This window comes from Blastococcus sp. KM273129 (genome assembly GCF_021698995.1).
In the GTDB taxonomy this organism is placed as follows: domain Bacteria; phylum Actinomycetota; class Actinomycetes; order Mycobacteriales; family Geodermatophilaceae; genus Blastococcus.
On sequence record NZ_SSXB01000002.1, the window covers coordinates 79,839 to 103,783 of the forward strand.

Here is a 23,945-nt window from a genome sequence, read left to right on the forward strand (position 1 = left end):
CGGGTCGGTCTGAGCCAGGTCGCCGGAGGAGCCACCGTGTTCGAGCACGAATTCCACGTCATCGCCGCGCTGCTCGCGCTCGCCGCCGTCATCGCCGCGGCCGCGGTGAAGCTGCGCCAGCCGCTGATCATCAGCTTCATCGCCGTCGGCATCGCGGTCGGCCCGGTCGGTCTGGGCTGGGTCGAGGAGAACGACCAGGTCGCGCTGCTCGCCGAGCTCGGCATCGCGCTGCTGCTGTTCCTGGTCGGCCTCAAGCTCGACCCCCACCTGATCCGCTCCACCGGGCCGGTGGCCGTCGCCACGGGGCTGGGCCAGGTCCTCTTCACCTCGGTGGTCGGCTTCGGCCTGGGCCTGCTGCTGGGCCTGTCACCGGTCGAGGCCGTCTACGTCGCGGTCGCGCTGACGTTCTCGAGCACGATCATCATCGTCAAGCTGCTCTCCGACAAACGGGAGATCGACCAGCTGCACGGCCGCATCGCCGTGGGCTTCCTCATCGTCCAGGACATCGTCGTCGTCCTGGTGATGATCACGCTGACCGCCGTCGGCACCGCCGGGCAGGGCGACAGCCTGGCCGTCGACCTGGCGCTCGTCCTCGGCAAGGGCGTCGTGTTCGTCGGCGGCATCTTCCTGGCGGTGCGGTACCTGCTGCGGCCGGCGCTGGCCTGGATGGCCCGGTCCAAGGAGCTCCTCGTGCTCTTCGCCCTGGCCTGGGGCATCGCGCTGGCCGGCCTCGGGGACTGGCTGGGCTTCAGCATCGAGGTCGGCGCCTTCCTCGGCGGGATCTCGCTCGCCACCACCCCCTACCGGGAGGCGATCAGCTCCCGGCTGATCAGCCTGCGGGACTTCCTGCTGCTGTTCTTCTTCATCGACCTCGGCTCCCGGCTCGACTTCGCCGACGCCGGCAGTCAGGTGGTCGCCGCCGCCGTCCTCTCGGCGTTCGTGCTGATCGGCAACCCGCTGATCGTCCTCGCGATCATGGGCCTGATGGGCTACCGGAAGCGGACCAGCTTCCTCGCCGGGCTCACCGTCGCGCAGATCAGCGAGTTCTCGCTGGTCCTGGCGGCCCTGGGCCTGGGCCTCGGGCACATCACCGGGGACGTCGTCGGGCTGATCACCGTGGTCGGCATCGTCACGATCGCGCTCTCCACCTACCTCATCCTCTACTCGGCGCCGCTGTACGCCCGCCTCGCGCCGCTGCTGTCGGTGTTCGAGCGCCGGCGCCCGCGCCACGGGGAGGGCGTCAGCGGGCAGGAGTCGGGGGTGGACGTCGTCGTCGTCGGCGCCGGTCGCTACGGCGGCCGCCTGGTGCGGCGGCTGCTCGACCGGGGCCTGCGGGTCCTGGTCGTGGACACCGACCCGCAGGCGCTGGAGGACATCGGGCACGCCGGCGCCCAGACGCTGTACGGCGACGCCGAGGAGCCCGAGCTCATCGACGCACTGCCCCTGCGCGGCGCCACGTGGGTGGTCAGCACCGTGCCCGACCGGTCGATCAACCTCGCCCTGCTGCACGGGCTGGAGCAGGCGGACTTCACCGGCTCGGTGGCCCTCACCGCGCACAACGACCACGACGCGCAGCGCCTGGAGACGGCCGGGGTCGACGTCGTCCTGCGGCCGTTCCACGCAGCCGCTGACCGGGGAGCCGATCTCCTGCTCGACGGCGCCCGCGTCGGCGGGCAGCCCGGCGGCCCCGTCGCGGGGTGAGCCGCCGGGCGGCCCGGACGTGCGCGACCTGATCAGTCGCGGTGGCCGCCCCCGCGCCCGCCGGGGCCGCGTTCCTCGTCGGCCACCCGCTCGGCCACCCGCTCCTCCAGGTCGGCGAGGCGCTCGTCGGCCTCCTCCTGGGTGAGGTGACCGTCCTCGACGGCCTGGGCGAGGCGTTCCCGCTGCGCCGTCACGAGGGCATCGACGAGGGCGTCGACGGCCACGCCCTGCTGCTCGGCGACGTCGGCCAGGGAGGTGCCCTCGGTGGCCAGCGCCTCCCGCAGCTCCTCCCCGGTCAGGCCGAGCGCCGCCGCGGCAGCGTCGAGGCCCGGCCTCCTCCCGTGGCCGTGACCGCCGCCGAGACCGCGCTCGGCCAGGGTCGCGGCCACCTCGTCGGCCTGCGCCCCGGTGAGCGTGCCGTCGTCCACCAACCCGCCCAGAGCGTCCCGGATCCGGTCCTCCCGGGCCGTCGGGGCGTCGCCGTCGGCCAGCGCCGGGACGGCGACCGCCAGCCCCCCGCCCAGCGCCAGCGCCCCGGCGGTCGTCGCGATGATCAGTCTCCTCCGCACGTTCCCCTCCTCGGTCCGGACCGGCCGGTGGTGACCGGTCCGGCAGCAGCCTGCGCACGCCGCCTGTGCTGCACCTGTGCGCCGGCCGGGCGGCTCCCTGTGAAGCCGGCCGCCCGGCGCGGCCACGCCGCCGTCGGGGACGATGCCCTGGTGAGAGCGGTGGTGAGCCGGGTGGCTGCAGCGGCTGTAACGGTCGGGGGTGCCGTGGTGGGTGAGATCGGCCCGGGGCTGCTGTCACTGGTCGGAGTGGGGCGGGACGACGACGCCGGGCGCGCGCGGGCGATGGCCCGGAAGATCCACGAGCTGCGGATCTTCGCCGGGCCCGGCGGCGCGGTCTCCGCCTCGGACCTCGGGTTGCCGGTGCTCGTGGTCAGCCAGTTCACCCTCTACGCCGACACCCGCAAGGGACGGCGCCCGTCGTGGCAGGACGCCGCACCGGGCGAGCTGGCCGAGCCGCTGGTCGAGGAGGTCGTCCGCGAGCTGCGCCGCCGGGGCGCCACCGTGGCCACCGGGGTGTTCGGCGCGAGCATGCGGGTCTCGTCGGTCAACGAGGGGCCGATGACCCTGCTGCTGGAGGTCTGAACCGCCGGAGCCGTCACGGGAATGACATGTCTGGCCTTCTCCGTGCGCGGGTACCGGAGGTGACCGAAGACACTCCCTGTCGGTTTGCTGTGAACGACCGGATCACGGAACACCGGACACCTCAGTGGCCGTTGTGCAGGGCGTACCACACCGGACAGAGAAGAGCGGGACCGGCCGGTGATCCCGGATCCGTGGCCCCGCTCCACGCCTGGACCGCACCGCCGCCACCGACGCCCGGCGGGTGCATCCGAAACCAAGGCAAGGACGAAGACCCATCGTGACGCTGCTGCAGTCCTCCACCGACACCCTGGACGTGCGCGCCCCCCGGCGGGAGCCCGACACCAGCGGGCTGGTCTCCACCGACCTCGTGCGCGTCTACCTCAACACCATCGGCAAGACCGCTCTGCTCACCGCGGAGCAGGAGGTGGAGCTGGCCAAGCGGATCGAGGCCGGGCTCTACGCCGAGCGGCTGCTCGCCGAGCAGGAGGGGCTCACGCCCGCCCGCAAGCGCGACTACAAGATCCTCGCCACCGACGGCAAGGCGGCCAAGGCCCACCTGCTGGAGGCCAACCTGCGGCTGGTCGTCTCGGTGGCCAAGCGCTACACCGGCCACGGCATGACGTTCCTGGACCTCATCCAGGAGGGCAACGTCGGCCTGATCCGCGCCGTCGAGAAGTTCGACTACACCAAGGGCTTCAAGTTCTCGACCTACGCGACGTGGTGGATCCGCCAGGCGATCACCCGGGCGATGGCCGACTCCGGGCGCACCATCCGGCTGCCCGTCCACCTGGCCGAGCAGGTCAACAAGGTGGTCCGCACCCGCCGGCGCATGCACCAGGAGCTCGAGCGGGAGCCCACCGCCGAGGAGCTGGGCCTGGAGCTCGACCTGCCCGAGGAGCGGATCACCGAGCTGCTGGAGTACAGCCGCGACCTGGTCAGCCTCGACCAGACCGTCGGCGCCGACGAGGAGTCCCGTCTCGGTGACTTCATCGAGGACGCCGACGCCGCCGTGGCCGAGGACGCGGTGGCCTTCCAGATGATGAAGGGCGACGTGCGCAACGTCCTCTCCACGCTGGAGGACCGCGAGCGCGACGTCGTCGTCCTGCGCTTCGGCCTGGACGGCGGCCAGCCCCGCACGCTGGAGCAGATCGGCAAGCAGTTCGGTCTCTCCCGCGAGCGGGTGCGCCAGATCGAGCGCGAGACGATGGCCAAGCTGCGCGACCCGCAGCGCGCCGACGCCCTGCGCGACTACCTGGCCTGAGGAAGGCCCCTCGACGGGGGCCGCTCCGACGGCGCACCGAGAGCCCGTCCCCGGCAGGGGGCGGGCTCTCGGCGTCTCTCAGATCGGCGAGCGCATGCGGCGGGGGCCCGGGTCGACGCGGGCGGTCGGCGGGCCGACCAGCCCGGTCCCGCCGGCAACCACGAGCGAGCGGCCGCCGTGCCACGGGTTGGCCGGGCCGACGATCACCGGCTCGAGCCTCAGCCGCAGCACCTCCGGCAGGTCGTCGGCCAGCCGGGCCACCCGCAGCAGCAGGTCCTCCAGCGCGGCGAGGTCGACCGGCTCGGACCCGCGGTAGCCGTCCAGCAGCGGGAACGCCCGCGGTGAGCGCACCAGCTCCGCGGCGTCCAGGTCGGTCAGCGGCAGGGTGCGGTAGGCGCGGTCGCCCAGCAGGTCGGTGGCGACGCCGCCGAGCCCGAAGCTGACCAGGGCGCCGAACGACGGGTCGTCGACGATCTCCACGACGGTGGCCACGCCGGGCGCCGCCATCTCCTGCACGATCACCGGGTCGCCGGAGGGGATCGCGGCGAACGCGGTGCGCACCGCCTCGGCGTCGGGCAGGTCCAGCCGCACGCCCCCGAGATCGGACCGGTGCCGCAGCCACGGCGCCGTCGACTTGAGCACCACGGGGTACCCGACCGCGTCCGCGGCCGCCACCGCCTCGTCCGCGTCGGTGACCGTGCGGGTCCCCAGCAGCGGGACGCCGTAGGCGGCCAGCAACCCGATCAGCTCGTCGTCGGTGAGCTCCCGCCCGCCCGGCGCCTCCGCGAGTGCGCCCCGCACGATCCGCTCGGCGGCGGCCTCGTCGACGTCGGGCAGCTCGGGTACGTCGCCGACCGGCCGGCGGCGCCACTGCGCGTACTCGCAGACCTTGGCCAGGGCGATGACCGCCCGCTCCGGCGTGCTGTAGGACGGGACCGACCCGCGCGCGGGCATGCCGTGCTCGTCGGGCACGGTCAGCTCGGGTGGGATGCCCTCCGTGGAGAGGAAGCTCGCGACGATCGGCTTGGCCGAGCGCACCGACACCTCCCGCAGCGCCGGGCCGTACTCCCGCGAGCCGGCCATGAGCGGCGGCAGGAAGACCGCGACGACGGCGTCGACGGCGTCGTCGTCCACGGCGGCCTGCAGCGCCGCGCGGAACGCCTCCGGGCTCCCGGAGACCCCGATGTCCACCGGCGCGGCCTGCGCGAGCTCCATCCCCTCCTCGAGGACGGCGTCGGCGACGAGGACCCCGATCGCGGTGGAGTTGCCGACGACCGCGACCCGCCTCCCGGCCGGCAGCGGCTGATGGGCCAGCAGCATGCCGACGTCGAACAGCTGGGCCACGGTCTCCACGCGGATCACGCCCGCCGAGGCGAACAGCGCCGCCACGGACTGCTCGGGGACCGCCACCGACGTCCCGGCCAGGCCCGGGGTGACCCCGACGTGCCGGCCGCTCTTCACCGCGACCACCGGCTTGGTGCGCCCCACGGTGCGGGCCAGCCGGGCGAACTTGCGCGGGTTGCCGAAGCTCTCCAGGTGCAGGAGCACCACCTCGGTGCCCGGGTCGGTGGCCCAGTACTGCAGCAGGTCGTTGCCGCTGACGTCGGCGCGGTTGCCGGCGGAGACGAACGTCGACAGCCCGATGCCGCGGCTGCGGGCCCGCTCCAGCAGGGCCACGCCGAGCGCCCCCGACTGCGCGAAGAACCCGACGCGGCCGCGCCCGGGCACCATCGGCGCGAGGCTGGCGTTGAGCCGCACCTCGGGGTCGGTGTTCACCACACCCAGGCAGTTGGGCCCGACCACGCGCATGCCCGAGGCCCGCGCCGCGGCGACCAGTCGGCCCTCGGCCGCCCGCCCGTCCGGGCCGGACTCGCCGAAGCCGCCCGAGATCACGACCAGGCCGCGGACCCGCTTGCGGCGGCAGGCCTCGACCACCCCGGCCACCTCGTCGGCCGGCACCGCCAGGACGGCCAGGTCGAGGTCGTCGGGGATGGACTCGATGTCGGCGTAGGCCGGGACGCCGCGGACGTGCCGGGTCCCGGGGTTCACCGGGTAGACCGGTCCGGCGAAGCCGTAGTCCAGCAGGTGCCGGAGCACCGCGTTGCCGATCTTGCCGTCGTCGTTGCTGGCCCCCACCACGGCGACGGAGGACGGCGTCAGCAGCCGGGCGATCGACCGCGACTCGCTGCGCTGCTCGCGCTCGTAGGCGACCGCGAGCGCGTCCTCGGTCTGCTCGATCGGGAAGGTCAGGTGGACGACGCCGTCCTCGTAGCTGCGCTCGGCCTTGTACCCGGCGTCGCGGAACACCCGCACCATCTTGCTGTTCTGCGCGAGCACCTCGGCGACGAAGCGCTTGATGCCCCGCTCGCGGGCCGCGGCGGCGAGGTGCTCCAGCAGCACCGACCCCAGCCCCCGCCCCTGGTGGGCGTCCTCGACGAGGAAGGCGACCTCGGCGTCGTCGGTGCCCGGGTACCGGTCGTAGCGGCCGACGGCGACGACCTGGTCGCCCAGGAGCACGACGAAGGCCACCCGGGAGTCGTGGTCGACGTGGGTGAACCGGTGCAGGTCGCGCTCGGACAGCCGCTTCATCGGCCCGAAGAACCGGTAGTAGCGGGTCTGGTCGCTGCTGCGCTCCATCAGGCCGTTGAGGCCGTCGGCGTCCTCGGGGCAGATCGGGCGCAGGTGCACCGTGCCGCCGTCGGCGGCGACGATGTCGGCCTCCCACCCCGGCGGCGGTGCGGGGTTCTCCTCCGTCACGGTCCGTTCAGTCACGGGGGTCGTCCGGGTCGAGGCCGAAGTAGGGGAAGCTCGCGCGGCGGGTGCGCATGATGGCGCGGTCGACGCGGGACTCGGTGAAGGCGTCCCAGCGGGAGAAGCCGGTGTACCCGCCCTCGGTCATGTGCGTCGGTGGCCGGGCGCGCAGGCCGCGGCGCAGCACGTCCTCCCGCCAGGACTCGGGGATCTCGGTGGCCGGGTCCAGCTTCGCGCCACCGGCCTCGGCGATCAGGTGGGTCCAGGCCCGCGGGACGCACCGCACCAGGCCGTACCCGCCGCCGCCGAGGGCGATCCAGCGCCCCTCGCAGATCTCGTGGGCGAGCTCGTGCATGGCCTGGTAGCTGGCGCGCTGCCCGTCGACGGTGAGCGCGAGGTCGGCCAGCGGGTCCTCGTGGTGGGCGTCGCAGCCGCACTGGGTCACGATGATCTGCGGCTGGAAGGCCTTCAGCACGCTGGGGACGACGGCGGTGAACGCCCGCAGCCAGGACGAGTCGTCGGTGCCGTTGGGCAGGGCCAGGTTGACCGCGCTGCCCAGCGCCTTGTCGGGGTCGCCGGTCTCCTCCGGGAAGCCGGTGCCCGGGAACAGCGTGAGCGGCGTCTGGTGGATGCTGACCGTGAGCACCCGGGGGTCGTCGTAGAACGCCGCCTGGACGCCGTCGCCGTGGTGGACGTCGAGATCGACGTAGGCGATCCGCTCGTAGCCCTGGCCGAGCAGCCAGGCGATGGCGACGGCGGCGTCGTTGAAGACGCAGAAGCCGGACGCCGACCCGCGCATCGCGTGGTGCAGCCCGCCGGAGATGTTGACCGCGTGCTGCGCGGCGCCGCTGTGCACCTGCTGGGCGGCGAGCACGCTGCCGCCGGTGATGAGAGCGGCGGCCTCGTACATCTCCGGGAAGATCGGGTTGTCCGGGGTGCCCAGGCCGTGGCCGACCCCCGGGTCGGCCGGCGCCTGCCGCACCGCCTCGAGGTACAGCGGGTCGTGCACGAGGGTGAGCAGGTCCTCCCCGGCCGGTTCGGGCTCGATCACCGTCAGCCGGTCCGAGGCCAGCAGGCCCAGGCCGTCGGCCAGGCGCATGGTCAGGTCCAGCCGGACCGGGTGCAGCGGGTGGTCACCGCCCATCGTGTAGCCGAGCAGCGCGTCGTCCCAGACGACCGCGACCGAGTCGCTCACGGGCACCTCCCCTCCCGGCGCGCCCGGCCGGGCGCGGTGGCTCGACCGGACGCTACCGGTCCGGCGCTACCGGGTGCGTCGCCGAGACCACTCCCGGATGGGCCGGTGGACGCCCTCCGGCCCCGTAGACTGGCCGCCGACACGGAGGAGAGCTGTGAACGACCTCATCGACACCACCGAGATGTACCTCCGGACGATCTTCGAGCTGGAGGAAGAGGGCATCGTCCCGCTCCGGGCCCGCATCGCCGAGCGGCTGCACCAGAGCGGCCCGACGGTGAGCCAGACGGTCGCCCGCATGGAGCGCGACGGCCTGCTCACCGTCGAGGGCGACCGGCACCTGCAGCTGTCCGAGGAGGGGCGCCAGCTCGCCACGGCGGTCATGCGCAAGCACCGGCTCGCCGAGTGCCTGCTCGTGGACGTCATCGGCCTGGACTACGCCGACGTCCACGAGGAGGCCTGCCGCTGGGAGCACGTGATGAGCGAGGCGGTCGAGCGCCGCCTGCTGTCGCTGCTGGGCAACCCGACGGTGTCACCGTTCGGCAACCCGATCCCCGGGCTGGAGGCCCTGCGCGGCGACGAGCCGCTGGGCGGCGAGACCTCCGCGGTGCTGGACTCGCTGACCCTGCTGTCCTCGACCGCCACCGCCGAGGGCCGCCCGGTGGTGGTCCGCCGGATCAGCGAGCAGCTGCAGGAGAACGCCGAGCTGCTCCGCGCGCTGGCCGACCACGGGGTGCGCCCGGGCGTGACGATGACCGCGCAGCTCGTCGAGGGCTCGGTGAGCCTCGACGGGTACGTGCTGCCGATGGGCGTGGCCCAGCACATGTTCGTCAGCGCCACCGACGAGGAGCTGACCCCCCTCGAGGCCGCGCCGCTCCTCTGAGCGGGCGGGCCGGGCGGGGGTCGGGCCGGCCCCGCCCGGCCCGACGGGTCCCCCGAGGCCGGGGGACGCCCGCCGACGCCCGGCGGGGGCGGCACCGGCTCACTACGGTGAGGCGGTCCCCCCGCTGCCGCGTGAGAGAAGGCCCCGTGAGCTCGTCCGCCCCCGCCCCCGACGACCCGGCCGGCGAGCCGGCGCCCACGCCGTTCCACCGCCTGGCCGACTTCGTCGCGCTGCCGCGGATCGGCGGCCTGGCGCTCTCGCCGGACGGGACGCGGCTGGCGGTGCCGATGCAGACGCTCGACCGCGAGGGCAAGAAGTGGCAGACGGCGCTGTGGGAGATCGACCCGCAGGGGGCCCGGCCCGCCCGGCGGCTCACCCGCAGCGCGCCGGGCGAGTCCGCCCCCGCCTGGGCGCCGGACGGCTCGCTGCTGTTCACCTCCGCCCGGCCCGACCCCGGTGCGGAGCCCGCGACCGAGCCGAAGCCCGCCCTGTGGCGGCTGCCCGCCGACGGCGGGGAGGCGCGGCCGGTGCTGGCCCGCCCGGGCGGCATCGGCGGGTTCGCCGTCGCCGCCGGCAGCGGTGACGTCGTGGTGGTCTCCGCGACGTCGCCCGGCGGCTCCGCGCCGGAGGCCGACGAGGAACGGCGCAAGGCCCGGGCCGACGCCGGCGTCTCGGCGATCCTGCACGAGGCCTACCCGGTGCGGTACTGGGACCACGACCTGGGGCCGGCCGTGCCGCACCTGTTCTGGGCCGGGCAGCTCCCGGCCGACGAGCAGCCCGCCGGCGAGGAGCCGCTCGAGCTGCGCGACCTGACCCCCGACGCGGCGCCGCCGAACGGCTCCGGCGACGACATCGACCTCTCCCCCGACGGCACGCTCCTGGTCCGCACCGAGGAGGTGCCCGACGGACCCGCCGGCCGGCGCACCCGGCTGGTGCTGGTCGACACCGCCTCCGGGGAGGCCCGGGTGCTCGTCGACGACCCCCTGGCCGACCTGCACGGGGCGGCCTTCTCCCCCGACGGTGACCGGCTGGTGTGCGTGCGGGAAGCGATGTCCTCCTACGCCGAGCCCTCGGACTACACCCTGCTGCTGGTCGACGTCGCCGACGGCTCCGCCCGCGACCTCACCCCCGGCTTCGACCGCTGGCCCAGCGCCCCGCAGTTCTCCGCCGACGGCGACGCCGTGTACTTCCTCGCCGACGACGACGGCCGTCACGCGCTGTTCCGCGTGCCGCTGGACGGCGGGGAGCCGCTGCGGCTGACCGCCGACGGCGCCTACAGCGATCTCCAGGTGGCCCGAGACGGCAGCGCCCTGTACGCCCTGCGGTCGGCGGTCGACTCCCCTCCCCTGCCGGTGCGCCTGGACCCGGTGGCCCCGCTGCAGGACCCCGCTCCCCTGCCGACCCCCGTGGCGCTCGACCGGCTGCCCGGGACGCTGCACGAGCTCGACGCCACCGCCGCCGACGGGGCGCGGGTGCAGTCCTGGCTGGTGCTGCCCGAGGGAGCGTCGGCGGACTCCCCCGCGCCGCTGGTGCTCTGGATCCACGGCGGGCCGCTGATGAGCTGGAACTCGTGGTCGTGGCGCTGGTGCCCGTGGGTGCTGGCGGCCCAGGGCTACGCCGTGCTCCTGCCCAACCCGGCGCTGTCCCAGGGCTTCGGCCAGGACTTCGTCCGCCGCGGCTGGGGCGAGTGGGGCGGCGCCCCGTACACCGACCTGATGGCCGCCGTGGACGCCGCCGAGCAGCGCCCGGAGATCGACGGGACGCGGACGGCGGCGATGGGCGGCTCGTTCGGCGGCTACATGGCCAACTGGGTGGCCACGCAGACCGACCGGTTCCAGGCGATCGTCACCCACGCCAGCCTGTGGAACCTGGAGCAGTTCACCGGCACCACCGACGCCGCGTACTACTGGGAGAAGGAGTGGGGCGACCCGTTCACCGAGCCCCGGCGGTACGAGCAGAACTCCCCGCACCGCTACGTGGACCAGATCCGCACCCCGGTGCTGGTCATCCACGGCGACAAGGACTACCGGGTGCCGATCGGCGAGGCCCTGGCGCTCTGGTACGGCCTGCAGAAGCGCGGCGTCCCCTCGAAGTTCCTCTACTTCCCCGACGAGAACCACTGGGTGCTGACCCCGGGGAACAGCCGCGTCTGGTACGAGACGGTGCTGGCCTTCCTGGCCGAGCACGTGCGGGACGAGGAGTGGCGGCGGCCGGAGCTGCTCTGACACCGGAGCTCACGCCGGCGGGCCGTCCGCCGGCGTGAGCGCGGCCGCGCGGCCGACCAGGTCGCGCAGGTCCGCCGGGGGGAGGCACGCGTCCAGCGCCTGCCGGAGCAGCAGCGCCAGGGTGTACCCGGGATCGGCGTCCAGTGCCCGGTCCAGCGCGATGCCGGCCGTCGCCCCGTCGCCCCGCAGCCACGCGCTGACGGCCAGCAGCGTGGCCGGGGCGGCGTCGAGCGGCGCGGGCACCCGGCGCGCGCACTCGGTCCAGAGCACCTCCGCCGCGGCGCCGTCCTCGCCCAGCGCCAGCTGCAGGGCGTGGTCGCGAACCCGGACGTCGCGCAGCGCCCAGCCCACCCCGGCGAGCTCGTCGTCGTCCAGCGGACCCTGCCCGGCCGCCCCGGGCCGGCAGCGCCCGACCGCCTGCCGCACCACGGCCCACGACTCCTCGGCCAGCGCCCGCGCCCCCACCTCCCGGAGCCGGGCCGAGCGGTCGGTGGCGGCGCGGGCGCAGGCGGCCCGCATCCCGGCGCCCGACCCGGGCGGGGCGTCCAGCCGCTGGGCCAGCGCCGCGCGGTCGGCCGCGACGACCTGCCCGGCGCAGACGGCCGCGGCCGCCAGCGCGCTGACGCCGCCCGGCACGGGCGTCCCGGCCGCCGGGGCGCAGCAGGGGTGCGGGCAGTCGTAGGACCACCAGCGCCCCCGCCGCACGAGCAGCACGTCGCGAGGGGCGATGCGCGCCGCGGCCAGGGCGAGCACCAGCTCGTGCACCAGCGCCCGGTGCGGCAGCAGGCCTGCCGCCGGGTCGCCGTCCGGACCTGGGTCGTCCGGCGCCTCGGACACCACCACGGCCAGCGCCGCCGCGGGCTCGTCGCTGCGAAGACTCCGCACCAGCAGCCGCGCCAGCGGCGCCGCGCTGCCGCCCGGCGGCAGGTCGGCCCGGACGGTCAGCCCGACCCGCCCGCCGGACGGCCCGCCGAGGCCGACCAGGACCAGCGACTCGGCCGGGTGGAACCCCAGCAGCTGCGGCAGCGCGGCGGCCACCTCCCCGGGGTCGGAGAGCCGGATCTCGAGGTGGTCGGCGGGCTGCTGGGCGGTGGGGAGGTCCATGCGGCGACCCTGCTCGCGCCCGGCCGGCCGCGGGGGCCCGCCGGAGGATCCGTGGACACGTCCACGGCTGTGGACGCCTCAGCCCAGCGCGTCGGCCTGGACCTGGTAGGCCTGCTCGACCAGCTCCGCGAAGGCCGCGGGGTCGGCCGGTGCGGCGCCCCCGAGGCCCGTGTCGAGGGTCAGCAGGAGCAGCAGCCGGTCGCCGTCCTCCACCGCCGCGACCAGCGTCGGCACCGTCACCCGCGACCCGCCGGGCGCGGCGATCGTGGTGGTGTACCGCAGCAGGGCCGATCCGTCCCCCAGGTCGGCGACCGGGAGCTGCTCGAAGGTGATCGTCGCCTCCCCGATCTGCGGGGCGACCAGGCGCGCCTCGGGGCACCGCTCGGCGGCCTCGGCGAGCTGGGCCGCGGCGTCCCGGACCGGGCCGCCGCGCACCAGCACCTGCACCGTCGTCGTCGAGCCGGCCGTGGCGCTCTGCGCGGCGACGTCCTCGAACGCGTCCAGGGCGGGCTGGGTGCCGTCGACGGCCGCCCGGCAGCTCTCCGGGGTGATCTCCACGTCCGGCCCACCCGCGACGATGCCGGTCCCGGCGCGCAGCTGCTCCGGCGGGAGCGCCAGCACGGTCGCGTCCGGCCCGAAGGCGTCCGCGGGCAGCAGCCCCGAGGCGAGGTCGGGCACGTCCGCGGCCTGCGCGGAGGACGCCGCCGCGGCCGAGGAGGCGGCCGCGGCGGTGCGGTCGGAGGCGTCCCCGCCCCCGCAGCCGGTGAGCGGGAGGGCGGCGGCCGGCCCGGCCACGAGGAGACGGCGCGCGGAGCTCACGCCCACGACGCTAGCCCGTGCAGCCGGTCACATGCGGTGCTGGATCGCGCTCCGCGCGGCCAGGATGGGCCGCACGTGCTCGGCGATCACCGCGAGGTGCACGGGGTCCTGCGCGTAGCGGAGAAAGGACTCGGCGTCGGGGAACTCCGCGATCAGCACGGTGTCGGCGTTGCCGTCGACCAGGTCGGCGTCGTCGGCGACGACCAGCGAGGTCATCCCGCCGACCGAGCGCCGCAGCCCGCGCAGCGCCTCGACGGTCTGCGCCCGCCGCTCGGCGTCGGCGTCCGGGGACCAGGTGAAGAGCACGACGTGACGGATCATGGGGAAACTCTGCCAGCCGTGCCGTGGACCGGCCGGGTGGTGCCCCTACCGGCTGGTAGCCGGAGGGCGCTGCGCGGTCGTTAGAGTCCGACCCATGGGACGGTCGTTGCGGATTGCACTGCTGTCCTACCGGAGCAAGCCGCACAGCGGCGGCCAGGGCATCTACGTGCGGGCGCTCTCCCGGGAGCTGCGCGAGCTCGGGCACCGCGTCGAGGTGCTCAGCGGCCAGCCCTACCCCGAGCTGGACGCGGGCGTCCCGCTCACCCGCGTGCCGAGCCTGGACCTCTACCGCGAGCCCGATCCCTTCCGCACCCCACGCCCCTCGGAGATCCGCGACTGGGTCGACGTCGCCGAGTGGGCCACGATGTGCACCGCCGGTTTCCCGGAACCGCTCACCTTCACCCTGCGCGCCGCGCGCCACCTGCTCCCCCGGAGGGGGGAGTTCGACGTCGTGCACGACAACCAGTCACTGGGCTACGGCCTGCTCCGGCTGGTGCGGGCCGGCGTGCCCACCGTCGCGACCGTGCACCACCCGATCGCCATCGACCGCGACCTGGAGCTGGCGGCAGCCCCCACGCTGCGCCGGAAGCTGACCCTGCGCCGGTGGTACGCCTTCACCCGGATGCAGGCGCGGGTGGTGCAGCAGCTGGACGCCGTCACCACCGTGTCGGAGAACTCCCGGCGCGACATCGCCGCGCACATGGGGCTGGCGCCGGACCGGATGAGCGTCATCCCGGTGGGCATCGACCCCGACCGCTTCTCCCCGCCACCGGCCGACCGGCCGCGCGAAGCAGACTCGATCCTCGCGGTCACCAGCGCCGACGTCCCGCTCAAGGGGCTGGTGCACCTGCTGGAGGCGCTGGCCAAGCTGCGCACCGAGCGGCCCGTGCGGCTCACCGTCGTCGGCAGCACCCGGCCCGGCGGCCCCGCCGAGGCGGCGCTGGACCGGCTCGGCCTGCGCGACGCCGTCCGGTTCACCGGCCCGGTGCCCGAGGAGGAGCTGATCCGCCTCTTCCGGGCGGCGTCGCTGGTCGCGATCCCCTCCCTCTACGAGGGCTTCTCGCTGCCCGCCGTGGAGGCGATGGCGTGCGCCACCCCGCTGGTCACCACCGACGCCGGCGCGCTGCCCGAGGTCGTCGGCAGCAAGGCGGGGATCCGGGTGCGGGCCGGCGACGTCGGGGAGCTGACCGCGGCCCTGCAGCTGGTCCTGGACTCCCCCTCGCTGGCCGAGCAGCTGGGGCGCGCGGGCCGGCGCCGGGTCCTGGACACCTACACCTGGCGGGCCACGGCCGAGCGCACCGCCGGCTGGTACGCCGAGACGCTGGACCGGAAGGGACGCCCGTGCTGACCGTCGACTACGACCGGCTCGACCTGCGGCCGGGGATGACCGTGCTCGACCTGGGCTGCGGCGAGGGGCGGCACGCGTTCGAGGCCTACCGGCGGGGCGCGCACGTCGTCGCCGTCGACTGGGGCCGGCACGAGGTGACGACGACGAAGCGCTGGCTGGGCGCGATCGCCGAGGCCGGCGAGGCCCCGGAGGGGGCGCGCTCCGAGGTGGTCCGCGGGGACCTGCTGCACCTGCCCTTCCCCGACGCGAGCGTCGACCGGGTGATGGCCTCCGAGGTGCTCGAGCACATCCCCGACGACGCGACCGCGATGGCCGAGATCGCCCGCGTGCTCAAGCCCGGCGGACGGGTGGCGGTGACCGTCCCCCGCTACGGCCCCGAGCGGGTCTGCTGGGCGCTGTCGGACGCCTACCACGCCAACGAGGGCGGGCACATCCGCATCTACCGTGCGGACGTGCTGCGGGCCCGGCTGGCCACCGCCGGCCTGGTGCCCGGGGCCGGCCACCACGCGCACGCGCTGCACGCCCCGTACTGGTGGCTCAAGTGCGCCGTCGGGGTGGAGAAGGACTCCGCCGTGGTGCGCGCCTACCACCGGCTGCTGGTCTGGGACCTGACGAAGCGCCCCTGGCTGACCCGGACCGTGGAGCGCGTGCTCGACCCGCTCATCGGCAAGAGCTTCGTGGTGTACGCCGACAAGCCCGCCGAGGTCGTCGCCGCCGCGGCCGGGCTGGAGCGGGAGCGGTCCGCTGCGGCGCGCTGAGCGGGGCGCGGTGGCGCTGCCGGAGCTGCCCGGCGTGCTCGACGCCGACCAGGTGCGGCAGACCGTGGCCTGGATCGCCGGGGAGCAGCACCGCGACGGCTCGCTCCCGTGGTTCGCCGGGGGGCAGCTCGACCCGTGGGACTCCGTCGAGGCTGCGATGGCGCTGGACGTCGGCGGCGAGCACGCCCGCGCCGCCGCCGCCTACCGCTGGCTCGCCGGCCGGCAGCGGGCCGACGGCAGCTGGGCGGCCGAGTACCGCGACGGCACCGAGGCCGCGCCCGCCGCGGAGAGCAACCACGCCGGCTACCTCGCCGTCGGCCTCTGGCACTCCTGGCTGACCACCGGCGACGAGGAGCTGGTCGCCGGCCTGTGGCCCGTGGTCCGGGCCGGGCTGGACCTGGTGACCCGCATGCAGCTGCCCGGCGGGGCTGTCTCCTGGGCGCTGCGGCCCGACGGCACCCCCGACGACCTCGCGCTGCTGACCGGCAACGCCAGCCTGTTCCAGGCGCTGCGCTGCGGCCTGGCGCTGGCCGAGCTGGCCGGAGAGGCCCAGCCGGACTGGGAGCTCGCCGTCGCCGACCTCGGGACGGCGCTGCGCGGGGGGCCCGGCGCCTTCGCCGACCGGTCCCGCTACTCGATGGACTGGTACTACCCCGTGCTCGGCGGCGCGGTCACCGGCGAGGCCGCCCGCGACCGGCTCGCCGCCGGCTGGGACACGTTCGTCGTGCCCGGGCTGGGCATCCGCTGCGTCGCGGACCGCCCGTGGGTCACCGGGGCGGAGACCTGCGAGCTCGCGCTCGCCCTCGTGGTCGCGGGGCAGCGGGACGCCGCCCTGGAGCAGGTGGCGGCCATGCAGCACCTGCGGGACGCGGACGGGTCCTACTGGACCGGGTTCGTCTACCCCGACGACGCGCGGTGGCCGGTCGAGCGCACCACCTGGACGGCGGCGGCCGTGCTGCTGGCCGCCGACGCGCTGTGCGGCGCCTCCCCCGCCAGCGGGCTGTTCGCCGACCCCTGGGCCCTGCCGGCCGCGGGCATGGCCGATGCCACGGCCCCCGTTGATTGGCTGACCGGGGGTGCGGGCACGGTGCACCCGTGACCCCTCCCCCCAGCAGCGACCGGACCCGGCCTCCGTCCGCCGACGTGACCGTGGTCGTCGCCAGCCGCAACCGGCGCGACGACCTGCTCGCCACCCTGCCCCGCCACGAGGCGCCGGTGGTGCTGGTCGACAACGCCTCCACGGACGGCACGGTGGACGCCGTCCGGCAGGCCCACCCCGAGGTGACCCTGCTGCCGCTGGACCGCAACGAGGGCGCGCACGGCCGCACGCTGGGCGCCGCGCACGCGCGCACCCCGTTCGTCGCCTTCGCCGACGACGACTCCTGGTGGGCACCGGGCGACCTGGCCCGCGCCGTGGAGGTCCTGCGGGCCCACCCGCGGCTGGCCCTGCTCAACGCCCGCATCCTGGTCGGCCCGGAGGAGCGGCTGGACCCGGTGTGCGAGGAGATGGCCGCGAGTCCGCTGGGCACCGCCGTCGACCTGCCCGGGCCCTCGCTGCTGGGTTTCGTGGCCTGTGCCGCGCTGGTGCGCACCGAGGCGTTCGAGGCCGTCGGCGGCTTCGACGAGGTCGTGCGGTTCCCCGGCGAGGAGGAGCGGCTGGCCCTCGACCTGGCCGCCGCCGGCTGGGGGCTGGCCTACGTCGACGACGTGACCGTGCACCACCACCCGTCCCCCCGCCGCGACGCACCCGGGCGCCGGCAGGCCGGGATCTGGCGGAGCCGGCTGCTCACCGCCGCGATGCGGCTCCCGGCGCGGGACGTCGCCCGGACGGCGGGGCGGGCCGTGCGGGCCGGGCGCCCGGGCGTGGAGGGGCTGCTGGCGGCGCTGCCCGACGCCCCGGCTGCGCTGCGCCGGCGGGAGCCGGTGCCGGCGTCGGTGCGGGCCGGGCTGCGCACGCTGGCCGGGGAGGCGCGGTGAGCACCACCGGCACCTCGTCAGCGGCGTCCACCGGCAACCGCGCGGTCGGGCCCGACCCCCGCGTCGCCGTCGTCGTGATCACCCACCAGCGGCGCGACGAGCTGCTGCTCGCCCTCGACCGCCTGGTGGCGCTGCCCGAGCAGCCGCACGTCGTCGTCGTCGACAACGGCTCGACCGACGGGACCGCGGAGGCCGTGCGCGCCCGCTTCCCCCAGGTGGAGCTGGTCGCCAGCCCCGAGAACCTCGGCGCGGTGGGGCGGAACCTCGGCGTGGCCCGGCTGGGCACCCCCTACGTGGCCTTCTGCGACGACGACACCTGGTGGGAGCCGGGCTCGCTGCGCGCCGCGGCCGACGTCCTCGACGCGCACCCGCGGCTGGCGGTCGTCACGGCCCGGATCCTGGTGGAGCCCGGGGGCACCGAGGACCCGATCGTCGCCGAGCTCCGCGACTCCCCCGTGGTCGGCGCCGACTGGCTGCCCGGCCCGGCGCTGGGCAGCTTCCTCGCCGGCGCCAGCGTGCTCCGCCGGGACGCCTTCGACGAGGTGGGCGGATTCTCCGAGCGGCTGTGGCTGGGCGGCGAGGAGGAGCTGATGGCCGGCGACCTCGCCGCCCGCGGCTGGGAGCTGTGCTACCTGCAGCAGCTCACCCTCCACCACCAGGCCAGCACGGCGCGCGACCCGCACAAGCGGCGGGCCGACGGCATCCGGAACACCCTCTGGACCACCTGGCTCCGCCGCCCGCTCCGGCCGGCGCTGCGGCGCACGCTGCACCTGCTGCGCACCGTGCCGCGCGACCGGGTCACCGCGCTGGGGATCGCGCGCGCCGTCCGGGGCCTGCCGTGGGTGCTGCGCGAGCGGCGGGTGCTGCCCCCGCACGCGGAGGCCCGCTTCGCCGCGCTGGAGGAGGCCCAGCGGAACTCCACCGCCCGCCGCTACGTGAGCTGACACCGAGCGTGTGCGCCGGCGCGGAGGTTCCGCGGCCGGACCACCCCCTCGGGGCACGCTCGGCGCCGGGGGCGCCTCAGCGGGCGCAGTCGATGCAGGTGCGGGCGGTGGGGCGGGCGGCGAGCCGCTCCGGCGCGATCGGCCGACCGCAGGTCTCGCAGCGGCCGTAGGTGCCGTTCTCCACCGCCACGACCGCGCCGTCGACGTCGGCCAGCCGGCGGCGCGCCTGCTCCAGCAGCGCGGCCACCTGCTGGCGCTCGAACGCGATCGTGGCGCCCTCGGGGTCGTGCTCGTCGTCGGCGTTGGACGCCTGCGACGCCGCGACGATCGCGTCGAACTCACGGGTCAGCGCCTCGATCTGCGCCAGCGCCTCCGTGCGGGCGCGGGAGAGGTCCTCGGGTGGGAGCACCGCGCCATCCTCCACCCCGCTGCCGGCAGGACGGCAGCCCGCACGGGTTCAGGCGGTGCGGCGCAGCAGCCGGAGCGACCCGGTGCCCGGCAGCTCCTCGAACTCCCCGCTCGCCAGCACCCGCCGGTACACCCCGTAGGGCGCCTGGCCGCCGTCGGCCGGGTCGGGGAAGACGTCGTGGATCGCGAGCGTCCCGCCCACGGCGAGCTTGGCCACCCAGGCGTCCTGGTCGCGGCGCGCGGACTCCTCGGTGTGGCTGCCGTCGAGGAACAGCAGGGCCAGCGGCGTGGCCCACAGCGGGGCCAGCACCTCCGACCGGGTGACGACGGCGACGACGACGTCCTCCGCGCCGGCCTCGGCGACGGTCCGGCGGAAGCGCGGCAGCGTGTCGATCCGCCCGACGGCGGGGTCGACCAGCGACGGGTCGTGGTACTCCCAACCCGGCTGGTGCTCCTCGGAGCCGCGGTGGTGGTCCACGGTCACCACCTGGCGGCCGGTCTCGCGCGCGGCGGCGGCGAGGTACAGCGCGGACTTCCCCATCCAGCTGCCCACCTCCAGCAGCGGTCCCGGGACGGGGACGGCGCGGGCGGCCTCGTACAGGGCACGGCCCTCGTCGTCGGGCATGAAGCCGGGGGCGGCCCGGGCGGCCAGCAGCAGATCGGTCACGGCCACAGCCTCGCTCATCGGGCGAACCGCGCCCGCAGCGCGGTCAGGCTGCGCTCGGTCGCCGCGCCGGCCTGGGTGTCCGCGGCCTTGGCGAAGAACGCGCCGGCCGCCGTCGTCACCGGGACGGCGAGCACCAGGGCGATCGCCCCGACCAGCGTCCGGATGACCTCCTCGGCCAGCGCCGCGCTGGTGACCAGGGTCCAGACCGGGGTGGCGTAGATCTCGAGGAGCAGGAGGAGGGGCAGCGCCGCCCCGGCGTAGGCGAAGACGATGGTGTAGACCGTCGAGGCGATGTGGTCGCGGCCGACCGCCATGCCGCGGGTGTAGAGCTCCCGCCAGGTCATCTCCGGGGAGACCTCGTGCAGCTGCCAGATCGCCGAGGCCTGGGTGATGGTGACGTCGTTGAGCACGCCCAGCCCCGCCACGACGACCCCGGCCAGCACCAGCCCGGAGAAGTCCAGCGTCGGGTCGAAGCGCTGCAGCGTGAACGCGTCGTCGCTGGTGAGCCCGGTGAGCCGGGCGGCCGAGACCGCGAGCGACCCCATGACCGCGACCATGGTGAGCCCGAACAGGGTGCCCACGAGCGCGGTGGTCGTCCGGGCGGTGAAGCCGTGCGCGAGGTAGAGGACGACGAACATGATCGCCGCCGAGCCGACCAGGCTGACCAGGGTCGGCGAGTCCTCGCTCAGCAGCCCGGGCAGCATGAACTGGAGCAGCACGAAGAACGCGAACGCCAGGCCCAGCAGCGACGCCAGCCCCCGGAGCCGCGCCACCACCCCGACGACCACCGCGAAGGCGACGGCCAGGACGATGATCGGGGTGTCCCGCGCGTAGTCGTAGAACGCGTACGTCGGGCCGCCCTCGGCGCTGGCGTCGCGGGTCAGCACCAGCGTGTCGCCCTCCGAGACACCGGCGGCGACCACCTCCGGCGGCATGTCGATCTGCTCGAAGTCACCGGCCCCCTCGCCCCCGAGCACCTCCACCACCGCGGTGGCGCAGGTCTGCGGCGGGGCCGTGGGGTCGGGGTCGACGCCGCAGTCGAACGTCTCGACCGAGACGATCCGCCCGTCGGGATAGGTGGTCCCCGGCGGCAGCGCCTGCTCCGCCGCCAGCTCCGCACGCGTCGGCTCCCCGCTCGGCCAGAGGGCGACCAGGCCGATCACCGTGGCCAGGCCGACGGGCACCAGCAGCAGGAGCATCAGCCAGACGGCGCGCCGCCGGCGTCCGAGCGCCTCCTCCGTGGGCGGGGGCGCGTCCGGATCGGGACCGTGGCTGTGGGCGTGCGACGACACCCGATCAGGCTAGGAGCCGCGCCGCTCCGCGGGCGCGCCGGTGCCGGTTCAGGTGTGTCGGGGGTCCCGCGGTGCCGGTCCACCGCCACCCGAGGGTTCGGCGACCACCCGGCCGTCGTCGGCCACCACGGTGAAGCGGTGCCACAGCCCCGAGAGCTGCAGCGGCCTGGACACCGCGGGCGGCGGGTCGACCAGCACGGTCTCGATGGCCCGGGGCACGCCGAGCTTCTGCACCTGCACCAGCACCGCCAGCCCGGCGGAGTTCATGAACCCGATGCCGCGCAGGTCCAGCTCCACCCGCTGCAGGGCGTGCTCGGCGAGCAGCAGGTCGGTCAGGGTGCGCACCAGGGGGCGGCGGGCCGCCTCGGTGAGCTCCCCGCCGACGACCAGGCGGACGGTGTCCCCCTCGACCGTGTGCGCGACGGAGGGCTCGGCAGGCGGTGCGTCGTGGTCGGGGGCGGCGTGGCGCGGCGCGTCGTTGGTCTCTCCCACGGTGCCGTCCTGCCCCGTCGGCGGACGGTTCACGCACCCGGCTCCCGCGGGCCGGCCGGGAACATTTCGTGCCGACGAACGTTTACACGAGTGCACGACCGAGGTAATCTCCAGTCGCCACTAGAGGTTTACCTCGGGCAGCGAACACCAGCACGACCGTCACAGGAGGTTCCAGCCATGATGCTGACCGCTTACGACCCGTTCGCCGCCACGTCCGCCGCCTTCCGCGCGCTGGACCAGCTGACCGGTCGCGGCGGCGCCGCCACCGCCCGCCCGCTGTCGGGCATGCCGATGGACGCCTACCGCGTCGGCGACAACTTCGTCGCGCACTTCGACCTGCCCGGGGTGGACCCCGGCTCGATCGACCTCTCGGTCGAGGGCAACACCCTCACCGTGAGCGCCGAGCGCTCGGTCCCCCAGCTGGAGAACGCGGAGTGGACCATCGCCGAGCGCCCCTTCGGCAGCTACACCCGCCAGCTCGTGCTCGGGCGCAGCCTCGACACCGACCGGCTCGAGGCCAGCTACCACGACGGGGTGCTGACCATCAGCATCCCGGTGGCGGAGAAGGCGAAGGCACGCCGGATCACCGTGACCCGCGCCGACACCCCCGCCGCGGTGGAGGCCCGCACGATCGAGGGCGAGTCGCAGCAGGAGGAGGCCAAGGCGGTCGAGAGCTGACCGCGGCCTGACCGGCAGCACCGCAGGGGCCGGGCCCGTCGAGGGCCTGGCCCCTGCGCCGTTCGCGGTCCGCCCGCCGGACCGCGCCCCACCAGGACAGGAGCGCGCCGCGATGACCCCCGAGGAGCAGGACCCGCTGCGCCGGCTCGACGATCCCGAGTACCCGGCGCTGACGATGAGCCAGGCGGCCGAGCTGCTCGGCGTCCAGGCCGCGTTCCTCCGTAGCCTGGACAGCTCCGGCATCCTCTCCCCGCACCGCTCCCCCGGCGGCCACCGGCGCTACTCCCGCCGGCAGCTGGCCCTGGCCGCCCGCATGCGGGTGCTGCTCGACGACGGCCACCCGGTCGCCTCCGCCGAGGTGATCGTCGGCCTCCAGGACGAGCTCGCGGCCGCCCGCGCCGATCTGGCCCGGCTGCGCGACCGACCCCGCGGCGGTTGACAGGGAACCCTAGGGGGGTATGGTTCTTCCCGGCGGCGCAGGGTGCGCCGCCGGCAGGAGGGACGACGTGGAGACGACCGACGGTGCCTGCACCGGCCACGACCACGCGCACGGGTACATCCACCGCAAGGAGGACTACCTCAAGCGGCTGCGGCGCATCGAGGGGCAGGCCCGCGGCCTGCAGCGCATGGTGGAGGACGAGAAGTACTGCATCGACATCCTCACCCAGGTCTCGGCCATGACGAAGGCCCTCCAGGCGGTGTCGCTGGGCCTCCTCGAGGAGCACCTGAGCCACTGCGTGGTGGACGCCGCGCGGGCCGGCGGCCGCGAGGCCGAGGAGAAGGTCCGCGAGGCCACCGACGCGATCGCCCGGCTCGTCCGCTCCTGACCCCCCCGACCCCGAGAGGAACTCCCATGAGCACCACCGCCACCTGGACCGTCACCGGCATGACCTGCGGCCACTGCGTGAACGCCGTGACCGAGGAGGTCTCGCAGGTCCCCGGCGTCACCGACGTCGAGGTCGACCTCGCCACGGGCGGTCTCACCGTCAGCAGCGAGGGCCCGGTGGACGACGGCGCCGTCCGCGCCGCCGTCGAGGAGGCCGGATACGAGGTGAGCGGCCGCTGACGCGGCCGCCGCCATGAACACGCCCACGAGGATCGCCGCGTTCGCCGTCGGCCTGGTCGCCGTCTTCGGCGCCGCGGTCGGCGTGGGTTCCGCGGTCGGCCCGGTCGGCACGGTCGGGGGCAGCACCGGCGGCGGGCACGGGGACGGCGGGCACGCCGCCGCCCCGGCGCCCGCGACCGTGCCGGGCGGCCTGCAGGTGAGCCAGGACGGCTACACCCTCGCCCTGGCCAGCGGCACGGCCGCGGCGGGGCCCTCGACCGAGGTCGCCTTCCGCGTCCTGGGGCCCGACGGCTCCCCGGTCACCGCCTACGAGACCGACCACGACGTCGACCTGCACCTGGTCGCGGTGCGCCGCGACCTCACCGGCTACCAGCACGTGCACCCCGACCTCGGGGACGACGGCGTCTGGCGCGCTCCTCTCGCGCTGGAGCCGGGCAGCTGGCGGCTGTTCGCCGACTTCACCGCCGCGGCAGACGGCGAGAACCGCGTCCTCGGCGCCGACCTCGCCGTCCCGGGCGCCTACGACCCCGCTCCCCTGCCGGCCCCGTCGCAGACCGCGCAGGTCGACGGCTACACCGTCGTCCTCACCGGCGGGCTGACCCCCGGCGAGGAGTCGGAGCTGACGCTGAGCGTGAGCCGCGACGGCGCCCCGGTCACCGACCTGCAGCCCTACCTCGGCGCCTACGGCCACCTCGTCGCCCTGCGCGACGGCGACCTCGCCCACCTGCACGTGCACCCGGCCGGACGCGGGGGCACGCAGCTCGCGCCCGGGCCGCACATCCCCTTCGCCACCACCGCCCCGTCGGCGGGCGCCTACCGGCTGTTCCTGGACTTCCGGCACGGCGACGCCGTGCACACGGCCGCCTTCACGGTGACCGCCGAACCGCACGAGGAGCACGGATCGTGA

The 23,945-nt window shown here is 75.6% G+C and carries 25 protein-coding genes; 15 read left to right on the plus strand and 10 right to left on the minus strand.

Going from position 1 to position 23,945, the window contains the following annotated elements; all coding sequences use genetic code 11:
• Positions 1–36 precede the first annotated feature (36 nt).
• Complete coding sequence (locus E9565_RS01435; protein WP_236833912.1) at positions 37–1,701, plus strand: cation:proton antiporter; 1,665 nt, start codon at positions 37–39, stop codon at positions 1,699–1,701.
• A gap of 32 nt (positions 1,702–1,733) precedes the next feature.
• On the opposite strand, the gene E9565_RS01440 is transcribed toward E9565_RS01435, so the two are convergent.
• Complete coding sequence (locus E9565_RS01440) at positions 1,734–2,270, minus strand: hypothetical protein (protein WP_236833913.1); 537 nt, start codon at positions 2,268–2,270, stop codon at positions 1,734–1,736.
• Between the two features lie 162 nt (positions 2,271–2,432).
• Between E9565_RS01440 and dtd the strand changes: the two genes are divergently transcribed.
• Entirely contained in the window at positions 2,433–2,852 is a 420-nt protein-coding gene (dtd, locus tag E9565_RS01445) for a D-aminoacyl-tRNA deacylase (protein WP_374201398.1), read from the plus strand.
• Between the two features lie 277 nt (positions 2,853–3,129).
• Positions 3,130–4,113 (plus strand): RNA polymerase sigma factor SigB, encoded by a 984-nt coding sequence (gene sigB, locus E9565_RS01450; RefSeq protein WP_308113054.1) that lies wholly within the window; start codon positions 3,130–3,132, stop codon positions 4,111–4,113.
• Between the two features lie 78 nt (positions 4,114–4,191).
• Here the strand turns inward: sigB and E9565_RS01455 are convergent, their stop codons facing one another.
• A complete protein-coding gene (locus E9565_RS01455; RefSeq protein WP_236833914.1) occupies positions 4,192–6,885 on the minus strand; it encodes a bifunctional GNAT family N-acetyltransferase/acetate--CoA ligase family protein in 2,694 nt (897 codons plus the stop codon).
• On the minus strand, positions 6,878–8,059 hold the full coding sequence (locus E9565_RS01460) for an acetoin utilization protein AcuC (RefSeq protein WP_236825018.1): 1,182 nt from the start codon (positions 8,057–8,059) through the stop codon (positions 6,878–6,880). Before E9565_RS01460 ends, E9565_RS01455 begins: the two co-directional genes overlap by 8 nt.
• 154 nt (positions 8,060–8,213) lie before the next feature.
• Between E9565_RS01460 and E9565_RS01465 the strand changes: the two genes are divergently transcribed.
• Positions 8,214–8,939: a metal-dependent transcriptional regulator gene (locus E9565_RS01465; RefSeq protein WP_236825017.1), complete on the plus strand. Its 726-nt coding sequence runs from the start codon at positions 8,214–8,216 to the stop codon at positions 8,937–8,939.
• Positions 8,940–9,085: 146 nt separating this feature from the next.
• Positions 9,086–11,164 (plus strand): S9 family peptidase, encoded by a 2,079-nt coding sequence (locus tag E9565_RS01470; protein WP_236833915.1) that lies wholly within the window; start codon positions 9,086–9,088, stop codon positions 11,162–11,164.
• 9 nt (positions 11,165–11,173) lie between these two features.
• Here the strand turns inward: E9565_RS01470 and E9565_RS01475 are convergent, their stop codons facing one another.
• The 3 genes from E9565_RS01475 to E9565_RS01485 all read right to left on the minus strand — a co-directional run bounded on the left by E9565_RS01475 (position 11,174) and on the right by E9565_RS01485 (position 13,408).
• The gene (locus tag E9565_RS01475) at positions 11,174–12,268 is read right to left on the minus strand and encodes a DUF4192 domain-containing protein (RefSeq protein WP_236825015.1); all 1,095 of its coding nucleotides are present in this window, start codon (positions 12,266–12,268) and stop codon (positions 11,174–11,176) included.
• Positions 12,269–12,346: 78 nt separating this feature from the next.
• Positions 12,347–13,087, minus strand: coding sequence for a hypothetical protein (locus E9565_RS01480; RefSeq protein ID WP_236833916.1), 741 nt, complete (start codon positions 13,085–13,087; stop codon positions 12,347–12,349).
• 27 nt (positions 13,088–13,114) lie between these two features.
• Complete coding sequence (locus E9565_RS01485) at positions 13,115–13,408, minus strand: Dabb family protein (RefSeq protein ID WP_236825013.1); 294 nt, start codon at positions 13,406–13,408, stop codon at positions 13,115–13,117.
• Positions 13,409–13,502: 94 nt separating this feature from the next.
• Between E9565_RS01485 and E9565_RS01490 the strand changes: the two genes are divergently transcribed.
• The 5 genes from E9565_RS01490 to E9565_RS01510 are packed head-to-tail and all read left to right on the plus strand — an operon-like array spanning position 13,503 to position 18,435.
• The gene (locus E9565_RS01490) at positions 13,503–14,756 is read left to right on the plus strand and encodes a glycosyltransferase family 4 protein (RefSeq protein ID WP_236825012.1); all 1,254 of its coding nucleotides are present in this window, start codon (positions 13,503–13,505) and stop codon (positions 14,754–14,756) included.
• Positions 14,750–15,514, plus strand: a complete 765-nt coding sequence (locus E9565_RS01495; protein ID WP_236825011.1) for a class I SAM-dependent methyltransferase — start codon at positions 14,750–14,752, stop codon at positions 15,512–15,514. Before E9565_RS01490 ends, E9565_RS01495 begins: the two co-directional genes overlap by 7 nt.
• Positions 15,515–15,524: 10 nt before the next feature.
• On the plus strand, positions 15,525–16,613 hold the full coding sequence (locus E9565_RS01500; RefSeq protein ID WP_236833917.1) for a prenyltransferase: 1,089 nt from the start codon (positions 15,525–15,527) through the stop codon (positions 16,611–16,613).
• Positions 16,610–17,491 (plus strand): glycosyltransferase family 2 protein, encoded by an 882-nt coding sequence (locus E9565_RS01505; RefSeq protein ID WP_236825009.1) that lies wholly within the window; start codon positions 16,610–16,612, stop codon positions 17,489–17,491. Before E9565_RS01500 ends, E9565_RS01505 begins: the two co-directional genes overlap by 4 nt.
• Positions 17,488–18,435: a glycosyltransferase family 2 protein gene (locus tag E9565_RS01510; RefSeq protein ID WP_236825008.1), complete on the plus strand. Its 948-nt coding sequence runs from the start codon at positions 17,488–17,490 to the stop codon at positions 18,433–18,435. Before E9565_RS01505 ends, E9565_RS01510 begins: the two co-directional genes overlap by 4 nt.
• 76 nt (positions 18,436–18,511) lie before the next feature.
• On the opposite strand, the gene E9565_RS01515 is transcribed toward E9565_RS01510, so the two are convergent.
• The 4 genes from E9565_RS01515 to E9565_RS01530 are packed head-to-tail and all read right to left on the minus strand — an operon-like array spanning position 18,512 to position 21,294.
• A complete protein-coding gene (locus E9565_RS01515; RefSeq protein ID WP_236825007.1) occupies positions 18,512–18,844 on the minus strand; it encodes a TraR/DksA C4-type zinc finger protein in 333 nt (110 codons plus the stop codon).
• 48 nt (positions 18,845–18,892) lie between these two features.
• Positions 18,893–19,510 carry a class I SAM-dependent methyltransferase gene (locus tag E9565_RS01520; protein ID WP_236825006.1) on the minus strand — a complete coding sequence of 206 codons (618 nt, stop codon included), beginning with the start codon at positions 19,508–19,510 and terminating at the stop codon, positions 18,893–18,895.
• Positions 19,511–19,524: 14 nt separating this feature from the next.
• Entirely contained in the window at positions 19,525–20,802 is a 1,278-nt protein-coding gene (locus E9565_RS01525; RefSeq protein WP_236833918.1) for a YibE/F family protein, read from the minus strand.
• Between the two features lie 48 nt (positions 20,803–20,850).
• On the minus strand, positions 20,851–21,294 hold the full coding sequence (locus tag E9565_RS01530) for an STAS domain-containing protein (RefSeq protein WP_236833919.1): 444 nt from the start codon (positions 21,292–21,294) through the stop codon (positions 20,851–20,853).
• A gap of 177 nt (positions 21,295–21,471) precedes the next feature.
• On the opposite strand from E9565_RS01530, the gene E9565_RS01535 reads away from it, so the two are divergent.
• From E9565_RS01535 to E9565_RS01555, 5 genes are all read left to right on the plus strand, one after another.
• Complete coding sequence (locus E9565_RS01535) at positions 21,472–21,972, plus strand: Hsp20/alpha crystallin family protein (RefSeq protein ID WP_236833920.1); 501 nt, start codon at positions 21,472–21,474, stop codon at positions 21,970–21,972.
• A gap of 112 nt (positions 21,973–22,084) precedes the next feature.
• Positions 22,085–22,411: a helix-turn-helix domain-containing protein gene (locus tag E9565_RS01540; RefSeq protein WP_236833921.1), complete on the plus strand. Its 327-nt coding sequence runs from the start codon at positions 22,085–22,087 to the stop codon at positions 22,409–22,411.
• Between the two features lie 118 nt (positions 22,412–22,529).
• The gene (locus tag E9565_RS22205) at positions 22,530–22,799 is read left to right on the plus strand and encodes a metal-sensitive transcriptional regulator (RefSeq protein WP_211435140.1); all 270 of its coding nucleotides are present in this window, start codon (positions 22,530–22,532) and stop codon (positions 22,797–22,799) included.
• 26 nt (positions 22,800–22,825) lie between these two features.
• On the plus strand, positions 22,826–23,038 hold the full coding sequence (locus tag E9565_RS01550; protein WP_236825001.1) for a heavy-metal-associated domain-containing protein: 213 nt from the start codon (positions 22,826–22,828) through the stop codon (positions 23,036–23,038).
• Positions 23,039–23,051: 13 nt separating this feature from the next.
• The gene (locus tag E9565_RS01555) at positions 23,052–23,945 is read left to right on the plus strand and encodes a DUF748 domain-containing protein (RefSeq protein WP_236825000.1); all 894 of its coding nucleotides are present in this window, start codon (positions 23,052–23,054) and stop codon (positions 23,943–23,945) included.

Excerpts from the sequence above, each read along its gene's own strand:
- E9565_RS01475 (WP_236825015.1), bottom strand. The coding sequence starts at position 12,268 with ATGGACCTCCCCACCGCCCAGCAGCCCGCCGACCACCTCGAGATCCGG.
- E9565_RS01485 (WP_236825013.1), bottom strand. The coding sequence starts at position 13,408 with ATGATCCGTCACGTCGTGCTCTTCACCTGGTCCCCGGACGCCGACGCC.
- E9565_RS01490 (WP_236825012.1), top strand. The coding sequence starts at position 13,503 with ATGGGACGGTCGTTGCGGATTGCACTGCTGTCCTACCGGAGCAAGCCG.
- E9565_RS01535 (WP_236833920.1), top strand. The coding sequence starts at position 21,472 with ATGATGCTGACCGCTTACGACCCGTTCGCCGCCACGTCCGCCGCCTTC.
- E9565_RS01540 (WP_236833921.1), top strand. The coding sequence starts at position 22,085 with ATGACCCCCGAGGAGCAGGACCCGCTGCGCCGGCTCGACGATCCCGAG.
- E9565_RS01550 (WP_236825001.1), top strand. The coding sequence starts at position 22,826 with ATGAGCACCACCGCCACCTGGACCGTCACCGGCATGACCTGCGGCCAC.
- E9565_RS01555 (WP_236825000.1), top strand. The coding sequence starts at position 23,052 with ATGAACACGCCCACGAGGATCGCCGCGTTCGCCGTCGGCCTGGTCGCC.